Source organism: Thauera sp., from assembly GCF_035444905.1.
Lineage (GTDB): Bacteria > Pseudomonadota > Gammaproteobacteria > Burkholderiales > Rhodocyclaceae > Thauera.
Genome location: NZ_DAOMPS010000065.1, coordinates 1 through 19,996, shown reverse-complemented (window position 1 = coordinate 19,996; position 19,996 = coordinate 1). Strand labels below are relative to the sequence as shown.

The following is a 19,996-nucleotide window of genomic DNA, read 5'->3' as shown; positions in this document are numbered from 1 at the left end:
CACAGCTATTACTTCATCGCCAGCTTCATCGAGGATCATTTGCGGCATCACGCGCAGGCGCTGGGGGACTAGGCTCCTGCGCTTGAGGTGGGCATCAAAATACGCATCTCAAGGTGCTATGTTTGATGCACACTCACAGGAGTTTTCCATGCGTACCACCCTCGCACTCGACGACGACTTGCTCGCCAAGGCACAAGCTCTCACCGGCATGACAGAGAAGACTCAGCTGGTTCGCGAGGCATTACGCGCGCTGATTCAACGCGAAAGCGCAAAGCGCCTCAGCCTGCTCGGCGGCTCCGAACCGCAACTCCAGGATGTCCCGCGGCGCCAATCGGCGCCTCGAGGATGATCCTGGTCGATACCTCGATCTGGATCGATCACCTGCGCTCGGGCGACGAACACCTTTGCGCGCTACTCGACCACGGCCGGGTACTCGCGCACCCGTGGGTCGTTGGAGAACTCGCGCTCGACAACCTGAACAACCGCCGTGCCATCCTGGATGCAATGAGCCAACTGCCACAAGCACAGGTCGCGACGGATGATGAGGTTCTGCACTTCATTGAAGCGCACACGCTCTTCGGCCTCGGCATCGGCTACGTTGATGCAAGCCTCCTGGCTGCGACCCGGCTGACGCCCGGCGCCAAGCTCTGGACGCGCGACAAGCGGCTGCTGGCTGCAGGCAGGCGCCTTGAGCTGGCCCACTCGCCCGCGCGTTGATCAAGGCGTTCGCACGCGCACCCCACTCCCCCTGCTCCACCTCGATCGCCGCGTCGATCTGCTGCTTCATCTCCTGCACGTGCGAGATCACGCCCACCGTGCGGCCGCGCTGCTGCAGGTCGATCAGCGTCTTCATCGCCATGTCGAGCGATTCCGGGTCGAGGCTGCCGAAGCCTTCGTCGATGAACAGGGTGTCGAGCTGCACGCCGCCGGCGTAGGCCTGGACCACGTCCGACAAGCCGAGCGCGAGCGACAGCGAGGCCATGAAGCCTTCGCCGCCGGACAGCGTGCTCGCCGGGCGGCTGCGGCCGGTGTATTCGTCGAACACTTCCAGATCCAGCCCGCCGGCGCGGCGGGCGTCGGCGAGGTCCTCGCGGCGCTGGAGCTGGTAGCGACCGCGGCTCATTTTCGCCGTTCAGCTCTTCGTATTGAGCGAAGCTTCCCGCTGGTGCCGCACGGCCAGGATCGTGACCTGGTCACCGGCGAATCGGTAGCGGACCACATAGCCACTGTCGCCGAAGGAGATGGGCCAGTCGCGGAATGCTTCGTCCATGTCCTCGACCATGCGCCCCACCTGAGGATGGGCCGCAAGAATGCCCACGCCCTCACGGATCGCCTTTACCGCGCGTTGGCCTGCGGCCGGGTTCTTCACCGCCAGGAAGCGATACAGGCGCTGGACACTGGCCAGCGCCTGCTCCGACCAGATCAGGCGAGGCATCAGCGGTGGGCGCGGGGCGGCTCGATGTCGTTGCCGGCCTCCAGCTCAGCCAGCCACGCATCCGCCTCGGCGCCAGTCACATGCAGACCGGTGCTCTGATAGTGCTCCCAGGCATCGAGCGCTTCCTTGCGGAAGGCCTCGCGCTGTTCTTCTCGCTCCACATACTGCTCGATAGCCTCGCGCATCAACCAATGCACCGGGCGACGGCGCTGGTCGGCCAGACTCCGAACACGCGCCTTGAGCGGTTCATCCAGCCGAACCGAAACCGGGGTCGTAGCCATGAGTAGCCTCCTGTATTACAGCTGACTGCAGTATAGCTGGGTTTTGCGTGAGAGCCCCTGCTGGAGCGGATTGCCAGCGGGCTCACGCCCGCACCCTCACCCCACTCCCCCGCACCCCCTGCACCACCTCGATCGCCGCGTCGATCTGCTGCTTCATCTCCTCCACGTGCGAAATTACGCCCACCGTGCGGCCGCGCTGCTGCAGGTCGATGAGTGTCTTCATCGCCATGTCGAGCGACTCCGGGTCGAGGCTGCCGAAGCCTTCGTCGATGAACAGGGTGTCGAGCTGCACGCCGCCGGCGTAGGCCTGGACCACGTCCGACAAGCCGAGCGCGAGCGACAGCGAGGCCATGAAGCCTTCGCCGCCGGACAGCGTGCTCGCCGGGCGGCTGCGGCCGGTGTATTCGTCGAACACTTCCAGATCCAGCCCGCCGGCGCGGCGGGCGTCGGCGAGGTCCTCGCGGCGCTGGAGCTGGTAGCGACCGCGGCTCATCGCCGCCAGGCGCAGCGAGGCGGCGCGCAGCACGTCGTCGAGGAGCGCGGCGAGCACGTAGCGCTGGAAGGTGAGGTTGCGTCCGTTGTTGCCGTTGGCGATGTCGGCGAGGTGGCCGACGACGCGGTATTCGGCCTCGATGGCGCCGGACTCGCGCGCGATGGCGTCGAGGCGGGCGAGCGTGTCGCCGAGCGTGGCGAGCGCGCTGCGGACCTGAGCGAGGCGGGCGAGCACCGCTTCGACCGCCGCACGGGCGGCGCTGGCACGGGCGTCGAGGGCGGCGAGGTCGGGGCGCACCAGGCCGGCGATGGCGCGCGTGGCGCGCTCGGCGCGTTCATGGGCGGCGGCGCGGCGGTGCTCGGCGTCGCGGATGGCGGCTTCGAGGGCGCCGATGCGCTCGGCGGGGATCAGCGCGGCGCGCCAGACGGATTCAGCCTCGGCACATTCGACCGTAGCCGCGGTCCAGAAGCCCGCAGCACGGAGCGCGTCGGCAAAGTGGGCGTCGGCCTCCTCGACCCTCACCCCTGCCGCCTGCACGGCTTCGCCGAGCGTGGCGTGCTGCGCGCGCAGGCCGGCCGCGCGGCTGGCGGCTTCGCCGTGAGCAATTTGCGCCTGCTGCAGGGCGTGGTCGAGGCGCTGGCGCATCGCCTGCGCGCCCGCGAGCGCGGCTTGCAGCGCTGCCGGCGTGCGCAGGGATTTCGGCACGCCAGCGCGACGCTCGTCGGCAACGTGCTGCGCCGAGCGCGCCGCGCTGGCCGCCTCGGCGGCCTGGGTGCGGGCCTGTTCAGCGGCGGCAGCGAAGCGAGCGAGTTCGTCGTCGAGGGGCTGGCGCTGCGCGCGTAGCGGCGCGAGCTCCGCCGCGGCAGCACGGCCAGCATCGAGTTGGCGGCGCAGGTGGGCGACTTCGGCGGCGACGGATTCGGCCATTGCGGCCCCGGCAGTCACCGCTTCGCCCAAGGCGCCGCGGCCTGCAGCCAAGGCCGATGAAAGATCTGCACGTTCTCCCGCCTCGGCGACACCATCGGCCGCCAGCGTCAGCGCGGCGGCGCGGGTGTCGACCTCGGCCGCGGCCGTGGCGCGCGCCAGTTCGGCGACGTTCAGCGCCTGGCGGGCAACATCGAATGCGGCGTCCGCTTCGCGCACGCGCTCCGCCGCGTCGCGCAGCGCCTGCTCGGTGGGAAGTTCGCCCTCGTGGCGGGCGGGCGCGGGGTGCTCGGCGCTGCCGCACACCGGGCAGGGTGCGCCGTCGTGCAGGTGGCGGGCGAGGATGGCGGCCTGGGCCTGGCGCCAGTGGGTGTCGAGCGCGGCAAGCTCGGCGCGGGCGGCGTCGGCGGCGCGCTGCGCGGCGTCGCAGCTCTGGCGGGCCTTGGCCTCGGTGCCCTCGCGCAGCGCGAGCTGCTTGCGCGCGGCGGCGAGCGCGGCCAGTGCGCGCGCGCGCTGTTCGGCCTGCTGCAGGCGCAGTTCGAGCGCGGCGACATCGGCAACGATGGGCTGCAAGGCCTCGATGCGGGCGGCGAGTTCCGCGCGGCGGGTGGCCAGCATCTGTTGCTGCGCGATAGCGGCGGCGAAAGCATTGTCGGCGGCGATGCGGGCGGCCTCGCAGCGCCTGGCCTCGGCCTCGGCCTGGGCCAGGCGCGTGACCGCCTCGGCGAGCGCCTCCAGACGCAGCAGTTCGCGCTGCGCCGCGTCGCGCTCCGGCACCCGCGCCACTTCGGTCTGAAGCGCAACATCGGCCTCGTGCAGGCGCCGAGCGGCCTCGGCGGCTTCGTTGGCGACGCGCGCCTCGCGCTCGCGCGCCTCGGCGGCACTGCGGCGCGCGGCGGCCAGCGCGCTGTCGGCGGGCACCACCTGCAGCGCGCGGCGGGCCTGCTCCAGGCGCTGGCGCTGGGCATCGAGCTCGGCGCGGCCGGCGTCCAGCGCGTCGAGCGCCGCACTCGCCGCAGCCGCTTCCGCAAACTGCGCCTCGACCGCCTGCCCCTGCTGCAATGCAGTGCGCGCGGCGGCGTCCTCGGTGCGCCTCAGCTGCTCGGTCTCGGTGAGGGTGAGCAGCTCGGCCTGCATCGCATCGCGGCGGGCGAGCAGCGCGTCGACGGAGTCGGCCTCCGCCTGCTCCAGCAAGGTCCGACGCTGCAGCGCAGCCTGCTCGCCGCGCTCGCGCAGGGCCGCGGCCTCGGCCTTGAGGGCGTCCTGCACGCGCTTGTAGGTGGCGGTGCCGAACAGGGTCTCGAGGATCTTCTCGCGCTCGGCCGAGCTCGCCGCCAGCAGCTTGCGGAACTGACCCTGCGGCAGCAGCACGACCTGGCGGAACTGCTCGGCCTTGAAGCCGAGCAGGTCTTCGATCAGCGCGGTGACCTCGGTGGTCTTGTGCGCGAGCGGCGTCCACGTCGCGCCGTCCGCCTCCAGCCGATACAGCTCGGCCTTGGCGAGCACCTTGGCGAGCCCGTCGCCGCGGCGTGCGGCGCGCTCCTGCTCGGGAATGCGCTTGACGCGGTAGCGCCGCTCACCCAGGGCGAAGTCGAATTCGACCTCGGTCTGCGTGCCGGCGTCGGCATGGTGGCTGCGCATCTCGCGCGCGCTGCGCTCGCCGCCGGAGGTGTCGCCGTAGAGCGCGTAGGTGATGCCGTCGAGAATGGAGGTCTTGCCCGCGCCGGTGGGGCCGGCGATCAGGAACAGCGCGCCGGATGGGAGGCGGGTGAAGTCCACCTCCTCGCGGCCGGCGAAGGGGCCAAAGGCCTGCAGGCTGAGCTTGAGCGGTTTCATGCGCTGCGCGCCTCCTGCTCCAGGCGGTCGACGATGCGGTCGAGCGCGGCCTGTGCCGCAGGCTCGAGCGCGAGTCCGGTCGTTTCCTGGTGGAAACTGGCGAAGAGGTCCTGCAGCCGGGTGCGGCGATGGTCGGCCGGCGCCCGACCGGGGCCGTCGCCGGTGAGCGCCGGGCGCTCGATGGCGAGCGCGTTCGGGTAGGCGCTGCGCAGCTTGCCCATGGCGTCGAGCAGCGCGCCCTGGTCGGCGAGGCGGGCGAGCACGTAGTCCTCGCGCGCCGCATCGGTGGCGGCGGCGGCGATCAGCGTGGCGAGCTCGCCTTCGAGGATGCGCAGATCGCGGCGCGGCACGAGCGGGATGCGCTCGACGCGGCAATGGCCTTCGCCGTCCACCTCGATCAGGCTCACCGACTTCGCATGATCGGCTTCGGCGAAGGAGTACTTCAGCAGCGAGCCGGAATACTGGATGGGCGCGCTGCGCCAGGCCTCGGGCCCCGCCCCGCCCACCGCCTGCGGCCGATGCAGGTGGCCGAGCGCGACGTAGTCGAAACCGTCGAATACCTCGGCCCCGACCGCGCCGCTGCCGCCGACCGACAGCGGGCGCTCGGACTCGCTCTCCGTGCCGCCCTGGACGAAGGCGTGGGCGACGACCACCGCACGCTGCCCCGGCACCCGCGCCGCGCGCACGGCCGCGGTCTGGGCGGCGAGCGCGGCGTGATGGTCGGCAATCGAATCGTCGCCGCAGGCGCTGCGCACCAGCGCCGGCTCGGCATAGGGCAAGGCGTACACCGCGACCTCGCCGTGGGCGTCGCGCAGCACCAGCGGCGTCGCATCGGGCTCGACCGGGCCACGCACGGTGAGCCCGGCGCGCTGCAGCAGGCCGGCGCCGAAGGCGAGGCGGTCGGGGCCGTCGTGGTTGCCGGCGATCATCACCACCGGAATCTTCAGGTCGAGCACCAGTTCGCTCAGCACCAGGTCGAGCAGGCGCACCGCCTCGGCGGGCGGCACCGAGCGGTCGTAGATGTCGCCGGCGAGCAGGATGGCGTCGGGCCGGGTGTCGGCGGCGATGCGCACGAACTGTTGCAGCACGTGGGCCTGGTCGTCGAGCAGGGAGACACCGTGATAGACACGGCCGAGATGCCAGTCGGCGGAATGGAGAAAGCGCATCGGGACGGGTGTTCGGTTGAGCGATGGAGCGGGCGTGTCGCGGGGACAGGCGGAGAGGCGGGTGCGCACCCATGCGGCGGCAAAGGGCGCCGATCTGCCGTGCGGGAATTGTCCTACAACGCAATCCGCGCTGTCGGACAGCCCGCGGACGCGCAGCAGCATACATTTGAATTGCATCGCACAGGCGGACATGTCCGCACCGCCGAAGACGACACACCTCAGTCAGGAGACGACCATGAAACACACTGCCGCCACCCTCGCCCTGTCGGGCCTGCTTGCCTTCACCGCCGTCGGCTGCGCCGTCACCCGCGACCAGTCGACCATCGGCGAGTACGTCGATGACGCCACCGTGACCGCGCGCGTCAAAGCGCGCTTCGCCGAGGATCCCACCGTGAGCGCGATGGCGATCAGCGTCGAGACGCTGCGGGGTACGGTGCAGCTGTCCGGCTTCGCCAAGAGCACCACCGAACGGAACCGCGCGGTCGAGATCGCACGCGCGACCTCGGGCGTGAAGGGGGTCAAGAACGACATCGTGATTCGTCCCTGAGTCATCACTGCGTCCGCCGCAACGCGCCGGGGTATCGCCAGAGCGAGCCCCCGGCGCGTTGCGCTTGGCGCACGCCCAAGACTTGCGTGGGGCGGGCGGACAATCCCCCCGGCGTGGTCTAGGATAGGACAGGTTCATGGATCCGACTGCGGAGGCCCGCCCCGTGCCACCCCCACCCTCCCGCCTGCCGCGGCCGCACACGGGCACCCTGCTTGCCGTCTTGCTGTTGAGTCTCGTGCTGGGTCTGGCCTGGTTCGTCGCCGGGCAGTGGCAATCGGAATCGAGCCGGGCCGCGCTGGAGGATCTGCGCGCGCGTACGGCGCGCCTGCACCACCTCGACACCTTGTTGCTGCAGATCCTCGACGCCGAGTCGAGCGTGCGCGGCTACCTGCTCACCCGCAACCCCGTCTATCTGAGCCCTTACCAGGATGGCCATGCGGCGCTCGAGCTCACGCTCGACGCCCTGCGCGCCGGGGCTGAGCCGGACGAGGCGCCACGCGAGCGTGTCGACCAGCTCGCCATGCTCATCGACATGCGCTGGACCTTGCTCACCCAGGCCATCGAGCGCGGCGAGCCACCGGGTGCCGACAGCCCGGACGGCGGCATCGGCAAGCAGGTCACCGACGACATCCGCAACCGCATCCAGGCGCTGCGGGCCGAGACCCAGGCGGACATCGCCGCCACCCAGGGCGCCGCCTTCGAGCGCCTTGCCGATGCACGCACGATGAATCGTGTGCTCGGCGCCGGCGTGCTGGCGCTGCTGCTGGTGCTGGTGGTCGTGCTTTACCGCCAGGACCGCCTGCGCGAGCGCATGGCCCTGCTGCTGCACTCCGAGAACGAACGCCTGCAGACCGAAGTCACCCATCGCACGCAGGAGCTCAGCAGCCTCGCCAGTTACCTGACCAACGCGCGCGAGGCGGAAAAGGGGCGCCTTGCGCGCGAGCTGCACGACGAGCTCGGCGCCCTGCTCACGGCAGCCAAGCTGGACGCGGCGTGGATCGCGCGCAAGCTGCCGGCCGAGGCGGTGGCGCAACTGCGCAGCCGCTTCGACCGCCTGCTCGACACGCTGAACCAGGGCATCGCGCTCAAGCGCAAGGTGGTGGCCGACCTGCGGCCGCCGCTGCTGTCTGAGCTCGGCCTGGTCGAGGCGCTGCGCGCGCTGGCCGACAGCGGCGACATCGGCGAAGGCGGCGGCCGGCTCGAGACCGAGCTGCCCGAGCAATTGCCCGAGCTGCCACCGGAGACCTCGCTCGCGCTGTACCGCATCGCACAGGAAGCGCTGACCAATGCGCGCCGCTACGCGCACGCCCAGCGCGTCCGCCTCAGCCTGCGGACCGAAGGCGATGAGCTGATCCTGGAAGTGGAGGACGATGGCGTCGGCTTCGACCCGGCGACGCGCGAGCACAATCGTCACGGGCTGGCGGGCATGGCGCACCGCGTGCAGATGCTCGCCGGCCGCCTCGACATCGACAGCCGGCCGCAGCACGGCACCCGCATCACCGCCCGCGTGCCCTTTGCCCGCATGCACTGAGCGCGCCTGCGGCCGGCGTGGGCGCGCGCCGGACTGCAGCGAGGACAGCAATGAGGGAAATCAGGCGGGCGGATCGGGAATCGCCGCCTGCACGAAATCGATCAGCTCGTCGAGCTGAAAGGACTTGTCGAAGAAGGCCTCGACGCCGAGCTGCGCGCAACGGGCGCGCACCGGCGCATGGCCGTAGTTGGAGAACACCACCGCACGCGGCGCACCGAAGCGTTGCGGCTCGGCCTGCAGCTGCCGCAGCACGCCCAGGCCGCTGCCGTCGCGCAGTTCGAGGTCGATGATCGCAAGGTCGGGCCGCTGCTGCTCGAGCGCCACCAGGGCGCCGTGCTCGTCCTCGGCCTCCGCTACCACGCCGACGCCGTCGAGCTCGTCTAGCATGTCGCGCAGCATGCCGCGCAGCATGGCGGAGTCCTCCACCAGCACGATGCGCAGCACAGGCACGGTGGCGGGATGCGGTGGCGCAGTCATCGTCACGCTCCCCCTACTCGAGAATCATCCCATGGCGCAGCGCGTAGGTCGCCAGCTCGGCGTTGCTGGCGACGCCGAGCTTTTCCAGCAGGCGCGTGCGATAGGTACTGACGGTCTTCACGCTCAGCTTGAGCACGGCGGCGATGTCCGACACCGATTCGCCGCGTGCCAGGCGCAGGAACACCTGCAGCTCGCGATCCGACAGCTTTTCGTGCGGCGCCGCGCTGCCCTCGCCGGTGAGTTCGGCGGCGAGCAGTTCGGCGGTGCGCGCGGACACGTAGCGCCGCCCCTGGGCGACGGTGCGGATGGCCTGCAGCAGCTCGTCGCGCGTGCAGTCCTTGCAGAGGTAGCCGTCGGCCCCATTGCGGATCATCGCCAGCGCGTAGCGCTCTTCGGGAAAGCCAGACAGCATCAGCACGCGGACGCCCTCGTAGCGCTGGCGCACCGCGCGCAGCACGTCGACGCCGCTCTGCCCGGGCAGGGACAGGTCGAGCAGCAGCACGTCGACCGGCTGTTCGCGCAGGCTGTCGAGTGCCGCCTCACCCGAGGCGGCCTCGAAGGCGATGCTGAGGCCGAGCTCGTCGGCCAGCAGCTCGCGAAAGCCGGCGCGCACGATCTGGTGGTCGTCTACGATGGCGATGCGCAACATGGGTCGAGGTCCGGGCAGCGATGTGGGAGTGCCAGCATAGCCGAAGCCGGCCGCTCGGGCCGGCGCTGCCTGCGGGGCGGGCCATGGACTCACCCGCCCCTGACCAGGTTGATCACGAAGCTGGCGATGGCCATCACCAGGAATACGACGAACAGCACCTTGGCGATGCCGGCCGCACCCGCGGCGATGCCGCCGAAGCCGAGCACGGCAGCGATAAGGGCGATGATGAAGAAGATGACGGCATAGTGCAGCATGATGTTCTCCTTGCGGGGCACCGGGCCATGAGGGCCTGGATCACGCTTCCACTCTAGGCCGCTTCGCGGCGCCACCCCATCGGCCCGGTCCGAAACCGACGTCGGACAATTCCGACACGCCAACCCGGCGCGCACGCCAGCAGCACGCCGCCGCATCGCTGCGCTATAATCCAAGGCTTTGTTTTATCTGAATATCAGGACCTCTCCGTGCTCGTCGCAGCCAACATCACACAGCAGTTCGGGGCCAAGCCCCTGTTCGAGAATGTCTCCGTCAAGTTCGGCGACGGCAACCGCTACGGCCTGATCGGGGCCAACGGGGCCGGCAAGTCGACCTTCATGAAGATCCTGTGCGGCATCCTCGAACCCAGCGCCGGCAACGTCTCCAAGGACGTCCATGAGCGCATGGCCTACCTGCGCCAGGACCAGTTCGCCTACGAAGACATGCGCGTGCTCGATGTGGTGATGATGGGCCACGAGGAGCTGTGGGCGGCGATCAAGGAGCGCGACGCGATCTACGCCAACCCGGACGCCACCGAGGACGACTACATGCACGCCGCCGAGCTCGAGGGCAAGGTCGGCGAGTACGACGGCTACACCGCCGAGTCGCGCGCCGGCGAGCTGCTGCTGGGCGTGGGCATCCCCACCGAGCTGCACAACGGCCCGATGAGCGAGATCGCCCCGGGCTGGAAGCTGCGCGTGCTGCTCACCCAGGCGCTGTTCGCCAACCCCGACATCCTGCTGCTCGACGAGCCGACCAACAACCTCGACATCAACACCATCCGCTGGCTCGAGGACGTGCTCAACAACCGCGACTGCACGATGGTCATCATCTCGCACGATCGCCACTTCCTGAACCAGGTCTGCACCCACATGGCCGACCTGGACTACGGCACGATCACGATCTACCCGGGCAACTACGACGACTACATGGAAGCGTCAACGATGGCGCGCGAGCGCCAGTCCTCGGCCAACGCCCGCGCCAAGGACAAGATCCAGGAGCTGCAGGCCTTCGTGCGCCGCTTCTCGGCCAACAAGTCCAAGGCCAAGCAGGCCACCAGCCGCCTGAAGCTGATCGACAAATTGAAGCCCGAGGACGTCAAGCCCTCCAGCCGCCAGTACCCGTGGATCCGCTTCGACTACGACGAGAAGGACAAGCTGCACCGCCTGGCCTGCGAGGTCGAAAACATCTCCTTCGCCTACGAGGGCATGGAAAAGCCGCTGATCAACCGCTTCTCGATCGCCATCGAGGCCGGCGAGAAGGTCGCCATCATCGGCGAGAACGGCGTCGGCAAGACCACGCTGCTGAAGCTGCTGGTGGGCGAGCTTGCGCCGCAGAAGGGCGCCATCAAGTGGGCGGAGAAGGCCAAGCCGGGCTACTACGCGCAGGACCACTCGGCCGACTTCGCCGAGGACGTCAGCCTCACCGACTGGATCGCGCCCTATTCGCGCATCACCGCCGCCGCCACCGGCGAGGACAACGAGACCCTGCTGCGCGGCACGCTGGGCCGCCTGCTGTTCTCGGGCGACGAGGTGAAGAAATCGGTGAAGGTGATCTCCGGCGGCGAACAGGGCCGCATGCTGTTCGGCAAGCTGATGCTGTCGCGCCCCAACGTGCTGCTGATGGACGAGCCGACCAACCACCTCGACATGGAATCGATCGAGTCGCTCAACAGCGGCCTCGAGAAGTTCTCCGGCACGCTGATCTTCGTCTCGCACGACCGCGAGTTCGTGTCATCGCTCGCCACGCGCATCATCGAGATCAAGCTGGACCACCAGATCGTGGATTACCGCGGGACCTACGAGGAATACCTGCAGAGCCAAGGGCTGGACTGATTCAGCTCCACAACGTGCGCAGTGGCGTATCCGGCGCGAACCGGTGCGCCACCTGGGCCTGCAACAGCTCGGCGGTGGCCAGGGCGTCGGTGAGCGCATGGTGGGCGCGGTAGCGTGGGAGCTTGTAGCGTTCGCGGCTGTCGGCAAGGCGGATCGACACCCGTTCGCGCTTGCGGCCAAAGAGGAGGGCCCAGATGTTCTCAAAAAAGGAGCCCGACGGTGGCGCTCGGTGCAGCCACGCCTCCAGTTCCATGGTGTCGATCACCGGAAACTCGATGCCCTCGCCGATGCGCACCTTGAGCGCTGCAGCCAGGAAGTTGCGCTCGATCTCGCGGCAATGCACGACCACCACGCGGCCAGCCAGCGCCGGCAGCAGTTCGTCCACGATGGCGCCGAGATCGGGCGCGGCCGCGATCTGCGCGTGGGTGATGGCGTGGATCGTCACCGACTCGGGATGCAGCTCGGCGCGCGGGCGCACCACCCAGTAGCGCGAGGCGCTGGAGCGGACGCAGGCGAGATCCATCGGCACCACGCCGATGCTGACGATCTCGTCGCGCACCGGGTCGAGCCCGGTGGTCTCGACGTCGAGCGCGACCATCGGCACGTCCTTGAGCGGCGTGTCGCCAGCGACAGCGCCGGCTGCGTAGAAGGCACGCAGGCGCGGATCGCGGGCGGCGGCGGCGAGCGCAGCGAAGCGCGCCGGCCAGTCCGGCACGGCCCGCGCACGCTGCGCGCGGCTGCCCACAGGCGCGGCGGACGCGTCCTTCCGGAGGTCGCCAAGGTGCAGCATGGCCGCGCCCTCAGTTCGCCCGCCCGGGCTGGTAACGGTACTTGAGGAATTTCTGCGCGTTGCCGAGGATCAGGAAGGCATCGCGCAGGCTCTTGCGCTCGAACTCGGACAACTTCTCGGGGTCGATGCTGTTGTCCGGCTCCTCGCCGACGGCCAGCGACTCGGCCTGGTGGCGGGCACGCACCATGGCGATGAATTCGAGCGCGTCATAGAGGTCCTGGCCGCGCCCCAGCGGCAGGATGGCGGCATCGATGATGTCCTTCAGGCGCTCGAAGGAGTTGAGCGCCATCGAGCCGATCGCCAGCGCGTGGACGCGGATCAGGTCGCCGAGCGGCGCGGTGCCGCGGCGCTTGATGTTGATGACGCGGCTGTGACGGCCGTCTGACTCGACCACGAAGTCCTTGAAGAAGCCCAGCGGCGGCGTGCGCTGCAGCGCGTTGCGCGCCATGCAGGCGAGAAAGCGCGAGTTGCCCCTGGCCTTGCGCGCGATCAGCTCGCGCAGCCGGGTCGCCCATTCGGTGCGCCCCCACACGCCGTCGAGGTCGAAGAAGATGCCGGCGTTGAGCAGCGACTCGGGCGTGGGGCGCTCGACCCAGTCGCTGAAGGTGCGCTCCCACACCCTGAGCGGCTGGCGCCAGCGTTCGTTCGTGGCCATCACGCCGCCGCTGCAGTAGCTGTAGCCGCAGCGCGCCAGACCGTCGCTGACGAAGGCGGCCAGGGCCTTGAAGTAGGCATCGTGCTGCGCCGGCTCGAAGCGGTTGTCGAGCACCAGGGCGTTGTCCTGGTCGGTTACGATCATCTGCTCCTGGCGCGCCATCGAGCCGAGCGCGAGGAAGCAGTAGGGGACCGGCGGCGGGCCGAGTTCGGCCTCGGCCAGCTCGAGCAGGCGTTGCTTGAAGCTGCGCCCGATGGCGGCCATGGCGCTGCCGATCATGTTGGCGCTGGCGTCCTCGGCCACCATGCGGGCGAAGCAGGCGCGCACCTCGGGCACGAGCGCGGCGAGCTCGTCGGCCGAGTGCTGACGAAAGATGCGGCCAACCAGGAACAGGCTGTTGCGCGATTCGTAGCGGACGATGTCCGACAGCGCGATCACGCCCAGCGGACGCTGGTTCCTGAGCACCGGCAGGTGGTGCACGTTGTGGCGCAGCATCGCCAGCATGGCCTCGAATACCAGCTGGTTGTGGCTCACCGACACCACGCCGCGCGACATGATCTCGGTGACCGGCGTGTCGTAAGCCAGCCCGGGGGCGACCAGGCGGGTGCGCAGGTCGCGGTCGGTGACGATGCCGGCGAGCTGCGGCAGGTCGGGCACGTCCGGATTGTCCTCGAGGATCAGCAGCGAGGACACGCCCTCCTCGCTCATGCGCTGCGCCACCTCGCGCGCGCTGGCGGTGCTGGGCAGGGTGACCGCGGCGCGCCCGACCAGGGTGTCAACCGTGGCCGACAGCAGGTCGTTGGCTTCCTCGCGCCTGGAAACGACCTGGCGCAGGCGGGTGCGGTCCTCGACCTCGACCAGGTCGGCGAAGCGCTCGTGGTTGTCGAACAGCTCGGCGAACAGCTCGCGCGGGATCAGGTACAGCAGCGTGTCTTCCAGCGCGGTGACCGGGAACCGCACCCGACCGTTGCGCAGCAGGCCGAACTCGCCGAAATAGCCGCCGGCGGTGAGGCGGTTGTAGAGCGTGCCGTTGCGGCGGAACACCTCGACCGCGCCGCTGCGCACCACGTGCCAGAACTCGGCGACCTGGCCGAACTCGACGATGGTCTCGCCGGCCTTGTAGTAGCGCACATCGACCGCCGCCGCCACGCGCTGCAGCACCTCGTCGGGCAGTTCGTCGAAGGGCGGGTGGGCGCGCAGGAAGTCGAGGATCTCGAGCTGTTCGATCTGCATGGCGGGCAGCGGCGGGGTCGGGATGGAATCGTAGCGTAAGGCTTCAGGCCGGGCGCGGCTCCGAGGCCAGTCCCTTGATCACCGCCACCGTCGACATCAGCAGCACGATGGTGAAGGGCAGGCCGGTCGACACCGCCATCGCCTGCAGCGCCATCAGGCCACCGCCGAGGATCAGCGCGATCGCCACCAGGCCCTCGAAGGTGCACCAGAACACACGCTGCGGCAGCGGCGCATCGACCTTGCCACCGGCGGCGATGACGTCGATCACCAGGGAGCCCGAGTCGGACGAGGTCACGAAGAACACCACGACCAGGATGATGGCGAGGAAGGAGGTGATCTGCGCCAGCGGCAGGGCCTCGAGCATCGCAAACAGCTGCAGCGGCAGCTCGGCCTCGGTCGCGGCCTGGTAGCCGTCGCGCACGACCTGCAGGATCGCGGTCTGGCCGAACACCGTCATCCACAGCACGCAGGCGAGCGAGGGCACGATCAGCACGGCGAGGATGAATTCGCGCACCGAGCGGCCGCGCGACACGCGGGCGATGAACATGCCGACGAAGGGCGACCACGAGATCCACCACGCCCAGTAGAAGGCGGTCCAGCCCTGCGAGTAGTTGACGTCCTCGCGTCCGACCGGATTGGACAACGCCGGCAGGTGCTGCAGGTAGGCGCCGAGATTGGCGAAGAAGCCGGAGAGGATGTCGAGCGTGGGACCGACCGCGATCACGAACACCATCAGCAGCACGGCCAGCACCATGTTGATCTCGGACAGACGCTTGACGCCCGCATCCAGGCCCGCCACCACCGAGGCGAGCGCGATCGCGGTGATGGCGATCACCAGCACGACCTGGGTGGTGTTGCCGAGCGGCACGCCGAACAGGTGATTGAGGCCGGCGCTGGCCTGCGCCGCGCCATAGCCGAGCGAGGTCGCCAGGCCGAACAGCGTGGCGAGCACGGCGAGGATGTCGATGAGGTGGCCGGGCCAGCCCCAGACACGCTCGCCGAGCAGCGGATAGAACACCGAGCGCACGGTCAGCGGCAGACCCTTGTTGAAGGAGAACAGCGCCAGGCCGAGGGCGAGGATGGCGTAGATCGCCCACGGGTGCAGCGCCCAGTGGTAGATCGTGGCCGCCATGCCGAGCCGGGTCGCGGCTTCGGTGTCACCCGCGGCGGCAGCGAGCGGCGCCCAGTCGGTGCGCACGCCGCCCTCCATCGCGGTGCCGCCGAGGGCGCTCCCGAAGTGCGACAAGGGCTCGGACACGCCGAAGAACATCAGGCCGATGCCCATGCCGGCGGCGAACAGCATCGAGAACCAGCCCAGGTAGCTGTAGTCGGGCGTAGCCTCGGTGCCGCCCAGGCGGACCTTGCCCAGCGGCGAGATTGCCAGGCCGAGGCAGACCAGTACGAAGATGTTGCCCGCGCTGATGAAGAACCAGTCGAGGTGGGAGGTGAGCCAGCCGCGCATGGCGGTGAACATCGGCTCGACCTGGTTCTGGAAGGCCAGGGTCAGCACCACGAAGGCCACCACCATCAGGCCGGAGATGGCGAACACGCGGTTGTGGATGTCGAGGCCGAACGGCCCCACATTGACGATGATGTTGTCCTGGCCGACCTTGTAGTCGGTGTCGATGGGGTTGACCGCCCCGTCGGGGGCCATCGGGTCCTTGCTCTCTGCCATTTCAGCGCCTTGTCGTTATTGGGAGATGCGCCGCAGCCGGGGCGGCGTGAGCCATGGGGATTGGAAACGCGACATTTTATCATTTTCCACCATAGTATTTGGCCAAATATATTAAATCGCCGCATCCGCCCTCCCCGACCCAGCCCCTCGCCTTGCCGTGCGCATCGTCATGCCGGCGCAGCCTGCGACTCGGCTAGAATCACGCCCTGCGGAGAACGAACATGATCGGCATCCTTCTAGTCACACACGGCACCCTCGGCGAATCCCTGATCCAGTGCTGCTGCCACGTCCTCAACAAGCGGCCGGCACAGATCGCGCAGCTAGGCGTATCGGCCCAGGACGACCCGCTCGACATCCTGCCGCTTGCACGCAGCATGCTGAACTGGGTCGATGCCGGCGACGGGGTCCTGGTGCTCACCGACATCTACGGCGCCACACCCAGCAACATCGCCGCCAAGCTGGCCATGCCCGGCCGGGTCGAGCTGGTGGCGGGGGTCAACCTGCCGATGCTGCTGCGCGTGCTCACCTACCGCGAGCACGACATGCCGACCCTGCTCAAGCGCGCGGTGTCGGGCGCCTGCGACGGCGTGCTGCACGTCGAGGCCGCCTGAGCCCACGCCGTCCAGACAAGCCAGTACATACATAAGAAAAGCCGGGCCACCCGGGGGAGACAACACCATGCCGAGAGCCGAAGCCGACATCATCAACAAGCTCGGTCTGCATGCGCGCGCGTCGGCCAAGCTTACCCAGCTCGCCAGCGGCTATCCGTGCGAGGTCTGGCTCGAACGCAACGGCCGCCGCGTCAACGCCAAGAGCATCATGGGCGTCATGATGCTGGCTGCGGCCAAGGGCAGCACGATCACGATCGACACCCAGGGCGAGCAGGAAGACGAGGCCCTCAAAGCCATCCAGGACCTGATCGCCGACCGCTTCGGCGAAGGGGAGTGACATGCCCTTCACCGTCCATGGCTTGCCGGTCTCGCAGGGCATCGCGATCGGCCATGTGCACCTGATCTCGCACGCCCTGCTCGAGGTCAACCACTACCACGTCGCCCCCAAGCACATCGAGGACGAGCTCGCGCGCCTCGACGACGCCGTCGCCAGCGTGCACGGCGAGCTGCTCGGCCTCAAGGCGGTGACCGCCGCGGGCCAGGCGCACAGCGAGGTCGGTGCCTTCGTCGACCTGCAGCTGATGATGCTGGCCGACCCGATGTTGATCGACGCCGCCCGCCACCTGATCGAATCGCGCCGCTGCAACGCCGAATGGGCGCTGGTGCAGCAGATGGAGCACCTGGTCGAGCAGTTCCGCCAGATCGAGGACCCCTATCTGCGCGAGCGCCAGGCCGATGTCGTGCAGGTGATCGAGCGCCTGGTCAAGGTGCTGCTCGGCCATCCCGGCCACTTGCCGCCCAAGCGCCGCGACGGGCTGGGCACCATCGTCGTCGCCCACGACCTGTCGCCCGCCGACACGATCGGCTTTCGCGACCACAACATCGCCGGCTTCGTCACCGACGTCGGCGGCCCCACCAGCCACACCGCGATCGTCGCCCGCAGCCTCAAGATCCCGGCCGTGGTGGGCCTGCACCATGTGCGCGACCTGCTCGAGGACGACGAGCTCGTCATCGTCGACGGCACGCGCGGCGTCATCATCGTCGGCCCCGGCGACGAGATCGTCGAGGAGTACCGCCTGCGCCGCAGCGAGCTGGAGATCGAGCGCTCCAAGCTCAATCGCCTGCGCGACACCCGCGCCACAACGCTGGACGGCGAGACGATCAACCTGCTCGCCAACATCGAGGGCCCCAAGGACCTGCCCGCGGTCAAGAACGCCAACGCCGACGGCATCGGCCTGTATCGCACCGAGTTCCTCTTCATCGGTCGCGACACCCTGCCCGACGAGGAGGAGCAGTACGAGGCCTATCGCGCGGTGGTCAAGGCCCTGCCGACCAAGCCGGTGACGATCCGCACCTTCGACGTCGGCGGCGACAAGGCCCTCAACGGCGCCCACGCCCGCATGGAGCCCAACCCGGCGCTGGGGCTGCGCGCGGTGCGCTACTCGCTGTCCGAGCCGAAGATGTTCCTCACCCAGTTGCGCGCCCTGCTGCGGGCCTCGGCGCACGGCAAGCTGCAGATCATGGTGCCGATGCTGGCCCACGCGCAGGAGATCGACCAGTGCCTGACCCTGGTCGAGAAGGCAAAGACCGAGCTGCGCGCCGAGAAGATCAAGTTCGACGAGGGCGTGCAGATCGGCGGCATGATCGAGATCCCCGCCGCCGCGCTGTCGCTCGGCATGTTCATCCGCCGCCTCGCCTTCCTGTCGATCGGCACCAACGACCTCATCCAGTACACCCTGGCGATCGACCGCTCGGATGAAGCCGTGGTGCACCTCTACGACCCCTTGCACCCGGCCGTCCTCAAGCTCATCTCCGGCACCATCGCCACCGGCGCGCGCTACGGCCTGCCGGTCTCGGTGTGCGGCGAGATGGCCGGCGACCTGACCTACACCGCGCTGCTGCTCGGCATGGGCTTGCGCAACTTCTCGATGCACCCGGGCAACATCCTCGAGATCAAGCAGCAGGTGCTGCGCTCGGACCTCGGCGAGCTTGCACCCAGGGTCCAGCGCATTCTCAAGATGGACGAACCGGCGCGCATCCGCGAGGCGGTGGAGCGGCTGGTCGGCTGACGCAGCGTCGGCATTGCATGCCGGGGTGGCCGCCCATTAGAATGGCGACCTGCTTGCGCCGGCGCCCCTGCCGGCCGCCCCGGGCGGGTGTCGTATAACGGCTATTACCTCAGCTTCCCAAGCTGATGACGAGGGTTCGACTCCCTTCACCCGCTCCACTGCATCATTCTGCGGACTTCCGCAGAAGTCCAAGAGAGTCTGCAAGTCGTTGCCGCACAAGGACTTTTTCTCTCTTTGACGTTCTGCCGTGGTCCACTGCGATCCGCCTACAGCCGGGACTTTTAAGTCCACAAACAAGTCCATTTTTGCGGGCGCAGCTGATTCCGGATTGTTGATGGAGGGGCGAGGTCGACGTGACCAGCATCTGGTTCCTGACTCATGTTCAGGAGCAAGAGCATGGCACTCTCAGACCTGGCCGTTCGACAGGCCAAGGCAACAGGCAAGGCATACACCCTCCCTGACTTGGATGGCCTCTCCCTGGCCGTCACGGCTGCAGGGGGCAGGACTTGGCACTTCCGCTACTACTGGGCGGGCAAGCAGAAGCGGATGTCGCTCGGCACCTACCCGGAGGTGACGCTTCGCGAGGCCCGCAGCCTACGCGACGAAGCGCGCGCCCTGCTAGCCAAAGGCACCAATCCTCGCGTTCACCGCAAGCAGAAGCGCACTGCTGTCCGGCTCGCCGACGAAAACACCTTCGAGGCGGTGTATCGCAAGTGGCTCAAGCATCGCGGGCTCAGCCTCAAGGAAGGCCGGCAGACGACCCTCTCGATACTTCCGCGCATCTTCGACAAGGATGTGCTGCCCGCCTTGGGCAAGCGGTCGGTCTATGAGATCAAGCGTCCCGACCTCTTGGAGGTGATCGCCAAGATCGAGAAGCGCAAGGCGCTCTCCGTCGCCGAGAAAGTCAGGACGTGGTTCAACCAACTGTTCCGCTACGCGCTGGCGATCGTGCCGGGCCTGGAACAGAACCCCGCCTCCGATCTCGATGTGGTGGCGCTGCCACTGCCACCCGTCAATCACAACCCGTTCCTGCGCATGGCCGAGCTGCCGAAGCTGTTGCAGCGGCTACGCAGCTATCGCGGCAGGCGGCAGACCCAGCTCGGGCTGCGGCTATTGCTGCTGACCGGCGTGCGAACCGGAGAGCTGCGACAGGCGACGCCGGATCAATTCGATCTGGACCGTGGGCTGTGGATCATCCCGCCCGACGTCGTGAAGCAACTCCAGTTGGATATGCGCAAGAAGCGGCAGCAGGCGAAGGACATCCCGCCCTACATCGTGCCGCTGTCGATTCAGGCCATGGAGATCGTCCGGCACCTGCTGGATGAGTTCAAGCCGGCCCAGCGCCACCTGTTCCGGCACGACAGCGACTTGAAGAAGCGCATCAGCGAGAACACCCTCAATGGTGCCCTCAAGCGCATGGGCTATCAGGAACGCCTGACTGGGCACGGCATCCGCGGCACGATGTCCACTGCGCTCAACGAGATCGGCTACCCGAAGGTCTGGGTGGATGCACAGCTCTCGCATGTCGATCCCAACA

General features: G+C 68.7%; 19 protein-coding genes, 1 tRNA gene and 1 pseudogene. 10 read left to right on the top strand and 11 right to left on the bottom strand.

Translation table 11 applies throughout. From position 1 onward, the window contains the following. The first annotated feature begins 148 nt into the window (after nucleotides 1-148). Nucleotides 149-349, top strand: a complete 201-nt coding sequence (locus tag PLC66_RS19700) for a type II toxin-antitoxin system VapB family antitoxin (protein WP_324543674.1) — start codon at nucleotides 149-151, stop codon at nucleotides 347-349. After that, nucleotides 346-618: pseudogene (locus tag PLC66_RS19695) on the top strand (type II toxin-antitoxin system VapC family toxin); the annotation flags it as partial. The gene PLC66_RS19700 and the pseudogene PLC66_RS19695, both read left to right, overlap by 4 nt. Here the strand turns inward: PLC66_RS19695 and PLC66_RS19690 are convergent. From PLC66_RS19690 to PLC66_RS19670, 5 genes are all read right to left on the bottom strand, one after another. After that, complete coding sequence (locus PLC66_RS19690; protein WP_324543672.1) at nucleotides 557-1,123, bottom strand: SbcC/MukB-like Walker B domain-containing protein; 567 nt, start codon at nucleotides 1,121-1,123, stop codon at nucleotides 557-559. The pseudogene PLC66_RS19695 and the gene PLC66_RS19690 overlap by 62 nt on opposite strands. A 9-nt stretch (nucleotides 1,124-1,132) precedes the next feature. Next, nucleotides 1,133-1,435, bottom strand: coding sequence for a type II toxin-antitoxin system RelE/ParE family toxin (locus PLC66_RS19685; RefSeq protein WP_324543670.1), 303 nt, complete (start codon nucleotides 1,433-1,435; stop codon nucleotides 1,133-1,135). Continuing rightward, nucleotides 1,435-1,716: a CopG family ribbon-helix-helix protein gene (locus PLC66_RS19680; protein WP_324543668.1), complete on the bottom strand. Its 282-nt coding sequence runs from the start codon at nucleotides 1,714-1,716 to the stop codon at nucleotides 1,435-1,437. The genes PLC66_RS19685 and PLC66_RS19680 overlap by 1 nt, the downstream gene beginning before the upstream one ends. An 82-nt stretch (nucleotides 1,717-1,798) precedes the next feature. Next, nucleotides 1,799-4,969: an AAA family ATPase gene (locus PLC66_RS19675; protein WP_324543666.1), complete on the bottom strand. Its 3,171-nt coding sequence runs from the start codon at nucleotides 4,967-4,969 to the stop codon at nucleotides 1,799-1,801. Then, complete coding sequence (locus PLC66_RS19670) at nucleotides 4,966-6,135, bottom strand: exonuclease SbcCD subunit D (RefSeq protein ID WP_324543664.1); 1,170 nt, start codon at nucleotides 6,133-6,135, stop codon at nucleotides 4,966-4,968. The genes PLC66_RS19675 and PLC66_RS19670 overlap by 4 nt, the downstream gene beginning before the upstream one ends. Before the next feature lie 235 nt (nucleotides 6,136-6,370). On the opposite strand from PLC66_RS19670, the gene PLC66_RS19665 reads away from it, so the two are divergent. Next, the gene (locus PLC66_RS19665; RefSeq protein ID WP_324543662.1) at nucleotides 6,371-6,682 is read left to right on the top strand and encodes a BON domain-containing protein; all 312 of its coding nucleotides are present in this window, start codon (nucleotides 6,371-6,373) and stop codon (nucleotides 6,680-6,682) included. Nucleotides 6,683-6,818: 136 nt separating this feature from the next. Next, complete coding sequence (locus PLC66_RS19660; RefSeq protein WP_324543660.1) at nucleotides 6,819-8,213, top strand: CHASE3 domain-containing protein; 1,395 nt, start codon at nucleotides 6,819-6,821, stop codon at nucleotides 8,211-8,213. Between the two features lie 60 nt (nucleotides 8,214-8,273). Here the strand turns inward: PLC66_RS19660 and PLC66_RS19655 are convergent, their stop codons facing one another. From PLC66_RS19655 to PLC66_RS19645, 3 genes are all read right to left on the bottom strand, one after another. Continuing rightward, the gene (locus tag PLC66_RS19655) at nucleotides 8,274-8,690 is read right to left on the bottom strand and encodes a response regulator (protein ID WP_324543658.1); all 417 of its coding nucleotides are present in this window, start codon (nucleotides 8,688-8,690) and stop codon (nucleotides 8,274-8,276) included. Between the two features lie 13 nt (nucleotides 8,691-8,703). Then, nucleotides 8,704-9,339 carry a response regulator gene (locus PLC66_RS19650; protein WP_324543656.1) on the bottom strand — a complete coding sequence of 212 codons (636 nt, stop codon included), beginning with the start codon at nucleotides 9,337-9,339 and terminating at the stop codon, nucleotides 8,704-8,706. 89 nt (nucleotides 9,340-9,428) lie between these two features. Continuing rightward, nucleotides 9,429-9,593, bottom strand: a complete 165-nt coding sequence (locus PLC66_RS19645; protein WP_324543654.1) for a DUF1328 domain-containing protein — start codon at nucleotides 9,591-9,593, stop codon at nucleotides 9,429-9,431. Between the two features lie 207 nt (nucleotides 9,594-9,800). Between PLC66_RS19645 and PLC66_RS19640 the strand changes: the two genes are divergently transcribed. Further along, a complete protein-coding gene (locus tag PLC66_RS19640; protein WP_324543652.1) occupies nucleotides 9,801-11,426 on the top strand; it encodes an ABC-F family ATPase in 1,626 nt (541 codons plus the stop codon). Between the two features lies 1 nt (nucleotide 11,427). Here the strand turns inward: PLC66_RS19640 and PLC66_RS19635 are convergent, their stop codons facing one another. Genes PLC66_RS19635 through PLC66_RS19625 form a run of 3 tightly spaced genes read right to left on the bottom strand, consistent with a single transcriptional unit; the run spans nucleotide 11,428 to nucleotide 15,779 of the window. Continuing rightward, entirely contained in the window at nucleotides 11,428-12,216 is a 789-nt protein-coding gene (locus PLC66_RS19635) for a 3'-5' exonuclease (protein ID WP_324543650.1), read from the bottom strand. Nucleotides 12,217-12,226: 10 nt separating this feature from the next. Then, nucleotides 12,227-14,104, bottom strand: a complete 1,878-nt coding sequence (locus PLC66_RS19630) for a DUF294 nucleotidyltransferase-like domain-containing protein (protein ID WP_324543648.1) — start codon at nucleotides 14,102-14,104, stop codon at nucleotides 12,227-12,229. A 43-nt stretch (nucleotides 14,105-14,147) separates the two neighbouring features. Next, complete coding sequence (locus PLC66_RS19625; protein WP_324543646.1) at nucleotides 14,148-15,779, bottom strand: BCCT family transporter; 1,632 nt, start codon at nucleotides 15,777-15,779, stop codon at nucleotides 14,148-14,150. A 221-nt stretch (nucleotides 15,780-16,000) separates the two neighbouring features. Here PLC66_RS19625 and PLC66_RS19620 point away from each other — a divergent pair, with 221 nt between their 5' ends. The 5 genes from PLC66_RS19620 to PLC66_RS19600 form a co-directional block, all read left to right on the top strand. Further along, nucleotides 16,001-16,390, top strand: a complete 390-nt coding sequence (locus PLC66_RS19620; RefSeq protein WP_324543644.1) for a PTS sugar transporter subunit IIA — start codon at nucleotides 16,001-16,003, stop codon at nucleotides 16,388-16,390. Between the two features lie 67 nt (nucleotides 16,391-16,457). Next, nucleotides 16,458-16,727, top strand: a complete 270-nt coding sequence (locus PLC66_RS19615) for an HPr family phosphocarrier protein (RefSeq protein ID WP_324543642.1) — start codon at nucleotides 16,458-16,460, stop codon at nucleotides 16,725-16,727. A gap of 1 nt (nucleotide 16,728) precedes the next feature. Continuing rightward, nucleotides 16,729-18,459, top strand: coding sequence for a phosphoenolpyruvate--protein phosphotransferase (gene ptsP, locus PLC66_RS19610; RefSeq protein ID WP_324543640.1), 1,731 nt, complete (start codon nucleotides 16,729-16,731; stop codon nucleotides 18,457-18,459). Nucleotides 18,460-18,542: 83 nt separating this feature from the next. After that, nucleotides 18,543-18,617: transfer RNA gene (locus tag PLC66_RS19605), tRNA-Gly, on the top strand. 238 nt (nucleotides 18,618-18,855) lie between these two features. Beyond that, a partial coding sequence (locus PLC66_RS19600; protein WP_324543638.1) for a tyrosine-type recombinase/integrase occupies nucleotides 18,856-19,996 on the top strand: 1,141 nt, incomplete at its 3' end.